Origin of the sequence: Nostoc sp. UIC 10630, assembly GCF_010747425.1 — a bacterium.
GTDB lineage: Bacteria > Cyanobacteriota > Cyanobacteriia > Cyanobacteriales > Nostocaceae > Nostoc.
In genome coordinates this window covers 43,584-58,856 of the sequence record NZ_JAAGOG010000026.1, presented here as the reverse complement: position 1 = coordinate 58,856, position 15,273 = coordinate 43,584, and the positions used below count along the sequence as shown (strand labels likewise).

General features: G+C 44.9%; 3 protein-coding genes. All 3 read right to left on the bottom strand.

The annotated features are described in order from the left end of the window. On the bottom strand, window positions 1-7,430 hold a 7,430-nt coding region (locus G1O98_RS09640; RefSeq protein WP_163928595.1), incomplete at its 3' end, for a type I polyketide synthase. Window positions 7,431-7,571: 141 nt separating this feature from the next. Continuing rightward, entirely contained in the window at window positions 7,572-13,190 is a 5,619-nt protein-coding gene (locus G1O98_RS09635) for a type I polyketide synthase (protein WP_163928594.1), read from the bottom strand. Then, a complete protein-coding gene (locus tag G1O98_RS09630) occupies window positions 13,187-15,178 on the bottom strand; it encodes a long-chain-fatty-acid--CoA ligase (RefSeq protein ID WP_163928593.1) in 1,992 nt (663 codons plus the stop codon). The genes G1O98_RS09635 and G1O98_RS09630 overlap by 4 nt, the downstream gene beginning before the upstream one ends. Window positions 15,179-15,273 lie beyond the last annotated feature (95 nt).

Below are 15,273 nucleotides of genomic sequence, written 5' to 3'. Positions count from 1 at the left end.
TGTTGGCTATTGTCCACAATCTTCAAGTCCTGAGTCAACTTAGCGTAACTTGACTGGCGTTGACTGTCTGTGAGTGGAGATAATTGTTCTATGGGCAACAGTCGAGTTTGGGCTACTGCTATCGGATGGGTTTCCAAAACTTTGGCATTTGACTGATGCTGATTGTCTAGGCGTGGTGGTAATAATTCAGCCGCAGGTATGGAGGTTGTTTGATTTTCTTGAGTGCTATCAACTAATGATACTCTGTAGGTTTTACGCTCGAAAGGATAAGTAGGCAGCAGCACCCGACGTAGACCTTGAGGAAATAAGGGTATGCTATTAAACCTTACCCCAGCTACATAAGACCTGGCCAGACTTGTCAACACACGTCCCACCACTGGTTGTCCTTTGTCTAGATATATCCAGACTCCCTGTTCATCCAAACTTGCTAATTTTTCTTTGAGAGCTAATGAATCTCCCAAGTGTAGGTAAACACTTTCTTTGGAGATGACATCTTGACACGCATCTGCATTTAACTGTTCAGATACTTGCACCAGGGCTACCAGTTGAGCCGTGGAAATTGTGTCAGAATGGCTGAAAATTCCTTGTGAAGTCACTAATGGACAAGTCCAGGTTGATGCTAACCGTTCTTTTGCGGACACATCATGAGCAATCAGACCTTTTTGTCCTTCTATTTGTAAAAGCAAAGCGATCGCCTGCTCTAATGTCAACATTCCCCGCAGTGTAGCTGCTACTAGGATACCGGTTTTTTCTACTAATAAACTAGTGGGTTGTAATTCCAAAGACATCAACAAGCGTCCCCAAGCGTATTGCACCGCAAATATATGTGCCTGTTCGCTCATCTCATTTAATCCGGCACGTACGCTATCGTAAGCTACTTGGAATTGGGGAAAACGTTTGCCTAAAGTTTCTACTTCTGCGGGAGCGATCGCACTAGTTCCATCTAATATTAAGTGAAACGGTGTTGTGCGCTGGGGGTTAGCCCGACCTGTATATGTATCTGCTGGTGTTTGTGCCAAACAGATAGCCTCCAGGTAATTGAGCAGATGTTGGCGGTCATTGACTACTAAAGCCGCCTTGTAAGGTAATTCCTTTTGGGCATTATTCTGAGTAAAGCAGATTTGGGAAGATTCTTGTTCAGGATGATGAATGATATGTTCGCGTAGTTGTCTAGCTACTTCTTGAAGTGCTTGTTGATTCCGTGCAGTCAGACATAACAAATCAGGAGATGAACTTGTGACCGGGGACTGTAAATTAGCTGCTACCGGGGATTCCTCAAGAATAACGTGACAATTCGTGCCACCAAATCCAAATCCATTCACACCTGCACGTAATGGGTTGCCATTTGGCGACCAGGGTATACTCTTACCCGCCACAGCAAAAGGTGTGTCAGCAAAATTGATATGGGGATTAGGCTCCTCAAAACCTACAGTTTGGGGAATTTTGCCGTGCTGCATGGCCAGTACTACTTTGATCAGGCTGACAATCCCAGAAGCAGATAGCAAATGACCAATGGAAGATTTAACCGAACCAATGGTACAGAATCCCTTTTCATCAGTAAAGCTACGGAAAGCTTGTGTCATCCCTTCTACTTCTACTGGATCGCCCAGGAGAGTACCTGTACCGTGGGTTTCAATGTAGGAGATAGTCCGGGGATCTACGCCACAACTGTTGTAAGCTTGGCGGATGGCTTCTGCTTGACCTTTGGGATTGGGAGCGGTTATTCCCTGGGAGTGACCGTCATTATTCACGGCGGAACCTTTAATCACGGCATGAATCAAGTCACCATCTGCCAAAGCCTGCTTGAGTGGTTTGATAATTAATACGCCTGCACCTTCTCCTAAAACGATGCCATTAGCACGGCGGTCAAAGGGATAGCAGGTTCCACTCAGGGAAAGAGCCTGTGCTTTACGTAAAAAAGTGAAGGGGCTAGGACTGAGGTTTAAATTAACCCCGCCGACGATTGCCATACCAGTTTGACCGGAACGTAGACTTTCGCAAGCAATATGTAATGCCACCAGAGAAGAAGAACAAGCTGTGCTAACTGCCATACTTGGCCCCTTGAGGTTCAGGCAATGGCTAACTCGTGCCGCTAATTCGTTGACCTCGTTACCTGCTGCTGACTCAGGGAGAATTTCACTTGGTTGCAGTACTTGTGAGAGGGTCTTGAGCAAATGCTGACGATCTTCAGCAGGAAGGTGATCAAACCAGGAACTCTCTTGCAAACGCTGACGTAATTCCTCGTAATACTGATAATTGGTGAAGTGTTCGATGTAAGTATTTTGTCCACAACCAACAAACACACTGATATTATCTGGGCGATATTTGCCGCCGTAGCCTGCTTGTTGTAGAGCCTGCATAGAAAGCTCTAGGAACAACCTTTGTTGTGGGTCCATCGCCGTAGCTTCCTTGGGAGAGATGCCAAAGAACATCGGGTCAAAGTCGAAGGGACTATCTACAAAGCATCCACGTTTGGATATTTTTGCTTGCAGAGAATTTCCTTTGGCTTCAAAGTAGTGTTGGTTGAACCAACGGTCTTGAGGCACATCTTGAATGACAGAGCGGCCTGCATTGAGTAAATCCCAATACTGCTCTAAGTTATCAGCTCCTGGTATTTTACAAGCCATGCCGATGATAGCAATGTCTTGTTCGGGAACGTCTTGGTATTTTTCCTGGGTAGCGACATTTGGGGGCGCTGATTTTTCGGCTTCCGGGCTAGATGTTTCTTCTGGAGCGATCGGGGCGTGGTCTGTCGCGCTCGTGCTAGTCTTCACAGAATAACCGTACTTGCTTTGTAAATAATCTACCAGGTCATCTGGTGTTTGATATTCAAACAGTAAAGTCGGAAATAATTCCTCACCCAGAGTTGTCCCTAAATGTTGGACAACTTCTACAGTCCCAACAGAATCTAACCCCATTTCTTGGAAAGTTTTGTGTCCTTCCACCTGTGCTTCCGGAATACGTAAATGTTGCAGCAAAACTTCTCGGACAAGCTGTCGCAGATTGCGAGATTTAGTTTGTGGTTGGCTCGTGGAGGATTTTGGTGCTATTTCTGGGGTGGCTTGAGCAATTAAGTCAATGATGTGAATTACACCAGAAGCATCCAAAGATAGAGCCTGAATAAAAGCATTGGCAGCTGGCTCTGGTTCCAGAGGATTTAAACCTTTGGATTTTACCATTAATAAAGTTGATGCCCCTAAAAGAGCGCCCATACCGCGATCGCTCCATAGAGAATAATTTAAAGCCAAAGAGCGTCCTTGACCGCCATGCTGTGTCCGGTAGATGGCATAACTATCGAGAAAAGTGTTGGCTGCGGCATAATCGCCCATGCCGGTTCCCCATTCGGCTTTAGAAGCAGAAACCGAGGACAACAACACAAAGTATTTCAGGGGTTCGTTACGGGTAACAGCATCCAAAATGATAGTTCCTTGAACCTTCGGCGCTAAAACTTTGGTGACTGAGGCAGGTTGTTTTTGTAGTAGTTTAAATGTGCTGTGGTCAACTGCACCCGCCGCATGGATGACTCCATCCAGCTTACCAAAGCGGGACTTGATGTTCTCAATTAATTGCTTCATCCCCAAGGCATCTGTCACATCCACAGCCTGATACATGACTGTGGCTCCGAGTTGCTCTAATTGCTCAATTGCCTGGATACGTTGCTGCGTCGAGGAATCATGACTAGGCGATTGCCATTCTTGTTTGGGGGGGAGTGGATGGCGACCTGTTAACACCAAATTGATGGGTACTTGACGAACCATAGCTAAGGCTATTTCTGTCCCGACAGCACTGGTACCACCAGTAATCAACCAGGTTTCTCCTGCTGACAAAGGTAGAGAATTATCTGTAGGTACATTAATTTTTTCCAAGGTACGGCTCAACCGTTGACCATGACGGATAGCAACGATACCTTCACCAGTAGGGGCTGCCTTCATTTCCTGGAACAAAATATCGGCTAATTTTTCTGGTAGATAGACATCTTGGTTAAAATCTACGACTTTTGCTTTAATCTGAGGATTTTCTTGTGCCACCACCTGTGCCAGTACACCTGCCATAGATTGATGTACACCGTGTAGGGAATCATTTGGAGATATTGGATAAGCACCTTGAGTTACCACTAAGAAATTGAGGGGAGAGGCTGGGTAATGTTTGACTAAAGCCTGTGTCAAAAACAAAAGACTGTAAACGCGTTCATTGAGCAGGCGGTCATTTTCTAGTAATTGTTCTGGGGATGTTGCCCACAAACTATAGTTCCACAGATGCACGGCTGCTGTGACTGTAACACCGACTGCTTTGATATTTTTAATTAGCTGTTCGTAGTCTTCAACGGATGCCGGATTAATAGTGAAATGTCCTGCTGTTTGCTTGAAGCTCTCCCCTGGGGTGACAAAATATGTCGTGTACTTTTTAGAGTCGAACAGCTTTTCTAAATTTTCTCCTACTTGGTGGCGATCGCTAAAGATCAAAATTGCCCCTGAAGGAATATCTTGAGATTGGCTTGACACCTCTGGAGTCCATTGCCAACTATGAAACCAATTCGATGGTACAGCCAGAGGAATTCTTGGCAAAGCTTTGACTTGGGAAATAGCTGGCAGACTTTTCTCCTGCAAGGAGAGAGGTTTTGAATTCTCCTCTGGTAGGGAAGGGGGCTGAGGGGTTAGGTTTCGCGTTAGGTTTTCCACCCAGTAGCGTTGGCGTTGAAATGGGTAGGTTGGTAGTGCTAGGCGGCGACGCTGATAACCTTGGTCAAATGCAGTCCAATTGATTTTTATACCCCTGATGTACAACTCACTTAAACTAGCAAGCAATTGTGACCAGTCCGGTTGTCCTTTTTTCAGAGAAGTTAGCCAAGTGCCTGTACCTTCTGGCAAGCATCTTTTACCCATGCCTACTAATGTGTTACTCGGCCCCATTTCTACAAAGATTTCATACCCTTGTTCATGTAGCGTCTTGATGCCGGCATAAAATCTTACTCCTTCTCTCAGATGCTGTCGCCAGTAAGTTGCATTGGGAATTTCTTGGTATTTAAATATTTGTCCAGTCAAATTCGAGATTAGGGGAATACGCGGCGCTTGAAACTGCACCGAGCTAGCTATCTGCTCAAAGGGATCGAGGATGCTAGCCATTAAAGGGGAGTGGAAAGCGTGAGAAACCTGCAATGGTTGGGCGTTAATTCCTTGAGTTGCCAATTCTTTCAGCACGGCTTGGACAGCTTCTCTGGCTCCAGAAATAACGATATTTTCTGGGCCATTAATCCCGGCAATTGCCACTTGCCCTGTGTAAGCAGCTAAAATGCCGTTAATCCGTGCTTCATTGGTGAACACTGCTGCCATCATGCCATTTTGGGGTAGAGATTGAATTAAGCGCCCCCGCTCGGCAATTAATTTCAGCCCATCTTCCAAGCTGAACACTCCAGCAACGCAAGCGGCTACATATTCACCCACGCTATGACCCATGACTGCATCTGGTACAATTCCCCAAGATTTCCACAGTTCAGCTAGGGAGTACTCTAAAGCAAACAGTGCTGGTTGAGTATATGCTGTTTCATTCAAGGGGGAAGCAACATCCGATGTGGGGTAAAGTACTGACAACAAAGGTTGCTGAAGATAGGGACGCAAAATTTCATCGCATCGGTCTAAAGTCTTACGAAACGTCGGCTGGGTTTCGTAAAGTTGCCGTCCCATTTCCACATACTGAGAACCTTGCCCTGTAAACAGGAATACAACTTTGGAACGCTTCTTCTGTGCTTGACCACTGACTAACGTGCTGGTCTGCTTTTGGCTAGCAAAAGCTGTTAGTTGTTCGCGCAAGTCTGTGTTGGATGCAGCAACAACAGCAAGACGGTGTTCAAAATGCGATCGCCCGGTGTTAGCTGTAAAACAAATATCTGCTAAAGATGTTTCTGGATGGGATGTTAAAAAAGATTCATAGCGGCTAGCCATTGCCAGTAGTGCTGCCTCAGTTTTGGCTGATAAACTCAAAAGATGAAAGGGACGCTCAATTAATTTTGAATTTTGAATTTTGAATTTTGAATTGTTATTTGGTGCTTCTTCGATAATCAGATGGGCATTAGTGCCACTCATACCAAAGGAACTAACCCCAGCCAAGCGTTTGCCGTTGACGGCTGGCCATGGAGTTGGCTTAGTTGGCACAGCAACCGCAAGTTTGTCCCAAGGAATATGAGGACTGGGCTGTTGTAAATGCAGATGTGGCGGTATCTCTGCGTTTTGTAAAGCCAGCACCACTTTCATTAAACTGGCAACTCCCGCAGCTGATTCTAAATGACCCAACTGAGTTTTTACGGAACCAATCAGCAAAGGTTGCTCTGGAGAACGTCCTTGACACAATACTGAGCCTAAAGCTCTCACTTCAATGGGATCTCCCAAAGATGTGCCTGTACCGTGGGTTTCTACATAACTAATTTGTTCTGGTGCTACCTTAGCGTTGGTGAGTGCTTGATTAATCAATTTCTCTTGAGCTAGCCCATTCGGTACTGTCAGACCACTGCTAGCACCGTCATGATTAACTGCCGAGCCTCGGACCACAGCCAAAATATTATCATTGTTGGCGATCGCATCTGATAAACGCTTGAGTACGACTATCCCGCAGCCTTCTCCACGTACATAACCATCGGCTTTGGCATCAAAGGTCTTACAACGACCATCTGGAGCCAGCGCCCTCATTCTACTTAGACCAATAGAGGCTTCCGGTGCTAATATCAAATTGACTCCACCAGCTAAAGCCATATTGCACTCACCTGACCGCAAGCTCTGACATGCCAGGTGAACTGCTAGCAACGAAGAAGAACAAGCCGTGTCTAACTGCATCACAGGGCCTTGCAAGCCGAGGACATAAGCTAGGCGACCGATGGCAATACTCCGAGCATTTCCTAAACTGCTGTAAGCATCAATGCGGTTATGATCGCCGGAATATAGGTTAAATCGGGAATAATCTTCCATAAAGAGTCCCATAAAGACTCCCGTCTGGCTGCCGTTTAATTCCTCTGGGGATTGTCCGGCGTTTTCGATGGCTTCCCAGCCTACCTCCAGCAGTAGCCGATGTTGGGGGTCCATGCTGGCTGATTCTAGAGGGGAAAGTCCAAAGAAATGAGGATCAAATTGATCTACCTGTTTAATAAACCCACCATAGCGGGTGTAAATTTTCCCCAAAGTGTTGGGATTTGCATTGTAATACTCATCCACGTCCCATCTGTCAGCCGGAACTTCAGTGATAGTGTCTACCCCATTGTGGAGTAATTCCCAGAATTTCTCAGGGTAGTCGGCTCCCCCAGGAAAGCGACAGTTCATCCCAATAATAGCGATTGGTTCTGTCTTGGCGTTCTCCACTGCGTCCAACTTGGCACGCATTTCTTTTAAGGCTAAAACTGAACGTTGCAATGGAGATAATTGGTTGATGTCTGAAGTGTTACTCATTTTAAGAAATTGCGTAATTAATAGACAAAGAAATTGAGTCTGAAGCCAGACTCATTTAGCTGTGTAAGTAAATAAATAAATGTCTTTTGTAGACTTATCGGAGTTAAGCAGGTGATTTACGCAAGTTCACAAGTAATTACTTCAGACACCAAGCAAAGCCTCTAATTCTTGGTCAACTAATGCTGCTAATTCGTCTTCAGAATATTGCTGAATATCTATTAACAAATTAGTTTGCACTTCAGTCTCTATTTGCGGCTCCACCACAACTGGCTCTGCTACATTCAAGGAAATTACATTGTTGAGCAGATATTCAGCTAAAGATTCAATTGTGGGATATTCAAAGGTCAAAGTCGAAGGTAGAGAACTTCCTAAGCTGGTTTCTAGTCGGTTCTTCAACTCGATGGACATGAGAGAGTCCATCCCCATATCGAAAAAGCCCTGTTGCGGATTTGGTTGATAAGCTGCTTCAAACCTGAGAACTTGGGCAACCTCACTTTGAATATAAGCAATCAAAACATTCTGGCGATCGCTAGCAATGGTTTCCTCTAATTGACGCAGAAGTTCAAGTTGTTTGGCTGATTGTGCAGAATTCCCTTGTGGCTGAGTTTGGGGAGCTAAATCGGAAATTAAGGGTGCTGCGCCTCCTGGTGGGAATTGCTGGAGGAATTTTTCCCAATTGACTGACATTACACCAACTTGGGTGGCATCTTGTCTCAATAAATCTCCCAGTAGTTGCAATCCCAATTCTGAGGACATGGTAGCAAAACCACTCTCAGCTATTCGCTGTTGGCTACGACTATCTAAATCTGCTGCCATCCCAACTTCTGCCCAAGGCCCCCAGTTAATGCTCAAACCTGGCAAACCCAAACCTCGACGATAATGAACTAAGGTATCCATGAACGCATTAGCGGCTGCATAGTTTCCTTGGCTGGGTGAACCAAGTAATGAGGCGACCGAGGAGAAGCAGACAAAGAAATCTAAAGGTAGGTCTTTGGTCAATGTGTGCAGATTCCATGCCCCTTGCACCTTGGGAGCAAGCACTTTCGCAAAGCGGCTCCAATTTTGTTGCAGTAATACTCCGTCATCTAAAACACCAGCCGCGTGAAAAATACCCCGTAGAGGTGGGTAGTTAGTTTTGATTGCCTCTAACATCTGAGCCACATCTTCCGTGTTGGACACATCTGCTGTGACAACTAGAACTTTTGCCCCTGCTTGCTGTAGTTGATTGATAGCTACTTGAGTATCACCAACCACTCCACGCCTGCTAGTTAAAACTAAGTTTTTGGCTCCTTGTGCTACCATCCACTGAGCAACTTGCAGCCCTAGCGCCCCTAGACCACCTGTAATCAAATAAGTCCCATCTTCACCAACTGCAAGTTGATTCACCTGGGTTTGAGCTTGGCGACGCACCAATCGGGAGACTTTCCGCACTCCTTGACGGAATGCAACTTCGTCTTCTTGGTCTGGGAAGCACAACTCTGCTAATAATTCTTCAACTTCGTTCCCATTGCTAGCAGGGTCTAAATCCAACCGCACACATGATAATTCTGGATGTTCCAAGGCAATGACACGTCCCAAGCCCCACAAAGCAGCTTGATTTATGGCTAAGGAATCAGATATTGGCTCTACTGGCTGGGTTCCTTTGGTAACTAACCACAAACGGGGAGACTTAGACCAAGTTGATTTTGCCAAGGCTTGAACCAAATGCAGCACATTACCACAGCCAGTATTTAAAGTCTCCAGCGTCTCCTCCAGCCCCCACAGGTATACTACCCCACGGCAGGGAGGTTGGTTATTACCTAAGCTTTCTTGAATTAATCTCTGAAAATCTCGTGGTTCTGAAGGGTTGATGTAGTAATGTTCTGCATTGGCTTGATATTCAGCACCGGGAGAAACTAAGATAGTGCGATCGCCACGTTCTTGGAGTAGTTTTGCTAACTTAACCGCCGTTCCTTGCTTATCAGCAAATATCAGCCAACTCCCTAACTCTTGTGACTGTGCTAACTGATGATTTTGCTCACGAGCCTTTGGTTGCCAAGCTACTTCATACAGCCAATCACCTAAATCTTTTTGCAGACTTTGCAGCAAAGTTGCCCGACGAACTTTCCTCACTTCAAAACCGATGATTTCGGCGATTAACTGCCCATTTTGGTCGAACAGATGTACGTCACCAATTAAGCTTTGCTGATTAGATGTTGGTGTTTTCTGACCATGACACCATAGTTGATGACCAGGATGGGAACGACCATAGAATCTAAAGCTACCGATGCTAAAAGGAATGTACATATAGTCATTCTCGACTTGCTCGGCAGGATTAACATCCCAGCAAACGTTGAGTAGTTGCAAGCATGAATCAATTAATCCCGGATAAAGTTGATAGTTATCGAGTTCGTCTGGTAATTGGGGCAGTTTCATTTGACATACAGCTTCTCCATCCTGATGCCAAATATTTTCTAGCCATTGAAATGAAGTTCCCCAACTGTAGCCAACTGCTTGAAAACTAGAGTAAAATTGCGTTCCCGATAAAACTTGAGAACATCTAGCCTTTACTTCTGCTACATCTACGAAATTGGGTACTGGCGAGAACAGCCGGACTTTTCCTGTGCCATGTGTTTTCCAAGAGTTGACCTCGTTTTCTGCTTCTCCACCTAAAAAACTAATAATTTGAAAGGAAGTCTCTTCTGTTGTTTGGGGTGTCAAAACTAACTGAACTGTTGTACTGCCCTCATCTGGGCAAACCAGCGTATTTTGAAATAACAAATCTTCGATAATGCAAGATTCGTTGGGGAAAGCCTCCTTAACTGCGGATAGAAGCATCGAGATATAAGATGCACCAGGAACTATTCTGACTTCATTTAGTTGATGATCCTCTAGGTAAGCAGGCGAATTGGGGCTAAATTGGGTTTCAAAGCGAATTTCTGGAGAAAATGGTAATTTTAGCCGTTGACCAAGTACAGGGTGGAGGGTTTTGCTAGCCTTGGCGGGTAAAGTCTGTTGGCGATGAGATGTCTCAACCCAGTAACGCTGGCGCTGGAAGGGATAATTTGGCAGCACTAGGCGACGACGGGGATAATCTTGATCAAAGCCAGACCAGTTGATTGATGCCCCACGCAAGTATAATTCCTGCAAGCTTTGAAGTAGCTGTTGCCAATCCGACTGTCCTGAGCGCAAACTAGGGAGCCAAACTCCTACTCCTTCGGGGAGACACTTACGACCCATTCCCAGTAAAATTGGTTTTGGTCCGACCTCTAGAAAAATTTCACAACCTTGCTGCTCAAGGGTTTCCATCCCAGAAGCAAATCTCACAGACTGGCGCAAATGTCTGACCCAATATTCCGCATTGGTGATTTCTGTAGTCACTACTGTGCCAGTAACATTAGAAATCAGTTTGATATTAGGTGATGAAAAGCTGACTTCTGAGGCAATGCGCGCAAATTCCGCTAACACTGGTTCCATTAAAGGAGAATGGAAGGCATGGGAAACGTTTAACTTGACACTATTAACGCCTTCGCCTTGGAGAGTAGACACCACTGCTGCGACTGCTTGATGTTGTCCTGAAATAACGACACTTTCCGGGCCGTTAATGGCAGCAATCGATACTTGATTGGCATAAGGTTGAATAGCTGCCAATACTCGCGCTTCTGAGACGAATATATTGACCATTGCCCCATCTTGAGGTAATGATTGCATGAGGCGAGCGCGGGCAGCAACCAATTTTAGTCCATCTTCCAGACTAAAAACTCCAGCTATACAAGCGGCAACATATTCACCCAAACTATGACCCATAACTACTGTAGGTTCTATGCCCCAAGATTTCCATAACTGGGAGACTGCATACTCTAGGGCAAATAAAGCTGCTTGGGTGTAGACGGTCTCATTAAGCGGGCTAGTGCCAGATTCAGGATAGAGAATTGATAGTAAAGGCTGTTCTAAATAAGGACGGAGAATTTCATCACAACGATCTAAAGTTTGCCGGAATATCGGTTGGGTTTCGTAGAGTTCTCGCCCCATACCTATATACTGAGAACCCTGTCCGGTAAATAGAAAGGCAATTTTCGGGCGCTTTTTGTTGTGTAATTGTCCACTCACACCTGGATTTTTACCTGCTGCAAAAGCTGCCAATTGTTGGCGTAAGTCCTGAGTAGATTCAGCGACAACAGCCAACCGATGGTCAAAATGCGATCGCCCTGTGTTTGCTGTGAAACAAATATCTGCTATATTTGCTTTGCTATCACCTACCAAAAAAGATTCGTAGCGGCTGACAAGTGACTGTAGTGCTGATTCAGTTTTCGCCGATAAACTCAAAAGATGAAGCGGACGCTCAATTAATTTTGAATTTTGAATTTTCAATTTTGAATTGTTATCTGGTGCTGCTTCCAAAATCAAATGGACATTTGTACCACTCATGCCAAAGGAACTGACCCCAGCTAGTCGTCGTCCATCTGCCCCTAATGGCCATTGTGTGGGCTGAGTCGGAACCACAACCGACAGTTTTTCCCAAGGAATATAGGGATTAGGTTGTTGAAAATGTAAATGTGGTGGCATCTCTGCGTGCTGGAGAGCTAACACAACTTTCATTAACCCGGCAACTCCGGCGGCTGATTCCAAATGACCAACCTGAGTTTTTACCGAACCGATAGTTAGGGGATTGTCTTGGGAGCGACCTTGACCTAATACTGCTCCCAAGGCTAACACTTCAATGGGATCGCCTAAAGGTGTACCAGTCCCGTGAGTTTCCACATATTGAATCTGATGGGCTTGGACGTTGGCATTTTCTAAGGCTTTGCGAAGTAATTTTTCTTGAGCCGAACCATTTGGGGCTGTCAGACCATTACTAGAGCCATCATGGTTGTATGCTGAACCCCGAATCAATGCCAGAATAGGATCACCATCAGCTAAAGCATCAGATAAACGTTTGAGTACTACTATGCCACATCCTTCTCCGCGTCCGTAACCATCGGCGCTGGCATCAAAAGTTTTACAACGACCATCAGTAGATAAGGCTTTTAATTTACACAGACCAATGGAAGGATCTGGTGAGAGAATCAGGTTGACACCGCCAGCTAAAGCCATATTGCATTCTTGAGAACGGAGGCTTTGGCAAGCTAGATGCACCCCTAACAGCGAAGACGAGCAAGCTGTATCTAACTGCATGGTAGCTCCTTGCAAACCCAAGACGTAAGCCAAACGCCCAGCCGCCATACTTCTGAGAATACTTAAAGTATTGTAGGCATCAATTTGAGTGCGATCGCCATAAAAGCTCAGTTGTGAGTAGTCATCCATAGACAGCCCGACGAATACCCCAGTAGGACTGCCATTTAACTTTTCTGGTGCTTGTCCAGCATTTTCTAGCGCTTCCCAGCTTACTTCCAAAAGTAGCCTTTGCTGAGGGTCGAGGCTGACTGCTTCGCGGGGAGAGATGCCAAAGAACTGAGCATCAAACTTATCCACTTCATTCAAAAAACCGCCGTACTGGGTGTACATTTTCCCTAACATATCGGGGTCTGGATGATAAAACTCATCTACTGGCCATCTTTGTGCAGGAATTTTGCTAATGGCATCTACCCCATTATGTAATAAATTCCAGTAATCCTCTGGGTTATTGACACCCCCAGGTAAACGGCAAGACATCCCAATAATAGCGATGGGTTCTTTCTGTAATTGCTCAACAGTATCAACTTCAGACCGCATCCGCCGCAATTCTAAAATGGCATTTTCTAGTAACAAGCGGTAATTTGTATTCTCTGAATTAGGACTCATACTAATCTCCTTTGTTTAACTGTGGCAATTTCTTTGGTTAGTAATTCAGCTATTTCCGCGTCTGAGAGTGCTTTTAAGTCTGCTGATTCGGCCAGTTCTGCTTTGTTGGTAGGCAATTCTACAGACACCACCAGACTTTCTGTGTGCAAATTAGACTCTGGCTTTGTCTTGGCTAATTCTGTTGATTGGGGAATTTTTTGACTGGCTAGGTGACGTGCTAAAGATTCGATGGTGGAGAAGTTCCAGACTATAGTTGCTTCTAAGGGATATCCCAACCATTCACTCAATTCTTGAGCTAACTTGACAGCCCTGACGGAATCTAATCCATAATCAGCAAATGACTTACTTTGGTCGATTGACTGGGCTGCTACTGCCAATTTTCTCACGACCCAATCCATAATCCAGTTTTCAATCAATTCGGCAGTTTGGTAAGAGACATTTACCGACGCAGATGTCTGAGTTTTGCTAACCACAGTACTATGGGAAGGTGCAGCAGAATTTTCTTGCCTTAGTAGCCGCTTGAGTATTTTGCCAGTCGGGTTCTTGGGGATGGAGGAGACAAATTCGACGGCACTAGGAACTTTATATTTAGCCAGTTTCTGGTAACAGAATGCAATTATTTCTTCTTCTGTAACTACTTGGTCTGGTTTGAGGACAACACTAGCTTTCACCTGTTCACCTAGTATTGAATCTGGTACACCGTAGACAGCTACCTCTGCAATACCTGAATGCTGGTAAATAACATTTTCAACTTCGGCTGGGTATACTTTTAATCCACCGTTGTTGATCATATCTTTGAGGCGGTCAACGATGTAAAAGTAGCCCAATTCATCTATTTGACCAATGTCACCGGTGTGAAACCATCCGTTCTTAATGGCTTTGGCAGTTTCAGCCGGGCGATTCCAGTAACCTAGCATGACATTGACACCGCGAATAACGATTTCGCCGAGTTCACCAGGGGTAACTTCACAACCATCATCGAGGCTGACAATCTTCATCTCGACATTTTCAATTGGTGAACCAATAGAACCCAGTTTGTACCTCAATTCGTGGTTATAGCTAGCTAAGGGTGATGTTTCTGTAAGACCATACCCTTGGTTGATGACTTTACCAAACTTGTCTTGCCAACGTTTGGCAATTTCTACAGGCAAACCTGCGGCCGCAGAGAAGTAGTAACGCACTGAATCCAAATCGCGGATAGATGCTTTATCGCATAAAAGAATAAAAGTAGTGGGAACACCAAAAAAGATTGTAATATTATATTCGCTTATAGTTGTCAGTACCGTTTCTGGGTCGAACGATCGCTGTAAAACGATAGTTGCACAGGTATTAAGTCCACTATTGAGAACTGCATTCTGCCCGAAACAGTGGAACATCGGTAAAAATAGTAAAATTTGATCGTTAGGACGCATTTCGCAACAGTGATTCATGGAGTGCATATTAGAAATCACATTGCCATGAGATAAAGTAGCGCCTTTAGGGAAACCTGTTGTACCAGAAGTATAAAGAATCGCCGCTGGATCATCACGTTCCATCTCCACAGCACGAGCGCTAGACGAAGCATTTGCCATGAATTCACTCAATGCGATCGCGTCAGTTGCTTTCCCCTCAGCAATTAAGATGTGCTTAAGGTGCGGTAAATCCTGCTTAGGCAATTTTTCTCGCAGCGTTTCTGTGGTTACGAGTACAACTGCTCCACAGTCATTGAGAATAAACTTGAGTTCATCGCTTTGCAGACTTGGGTTAATGGAAACTGCGATCGCCCCAATCTTGAGAATCCCCAGATAGGAAATAACAAATTCAGGAATGTTTGGTAATAATAATGCTATGCGATCGCCACGCTCAATCCCTAACCCCAGTAAAGCATTGGCAAAGCGATTTGCCATTTCATTCAGTTGTTTATAAGTAAAATATAAGCCTTCAAAAATGAGCGCTGGTTTGTTAGGAAAAAGGCAGCAACCACGCTCCACATTTTGGGAAATATTCATAAAAGTTGTTGCAAGATTTAAGTTGTAGCTCTTGTTGTACTTATCGCCTTGATGTAGAGAATTTATGCAATAAGTGGATGAAATTAGTAAACAGT

Excerpts from the sequence above, each read along its gene's own strand:
- G1O98_RS09630 (WP_163928593.1), bottom strand. The coding sequence starts at position 15,178 with ATGAATATTTCCCAAAATGTGGAGCGTGGTTGCTGCCTTTTTCCTAAC.
- G1O98_RS09635 (WP_163928594.1), bottom strand. The coding sequence starts at position 13,190 with ATGAGTCCTAATTCAGAGAATACAAATTACCGCTTGTTACTAGAAAAT.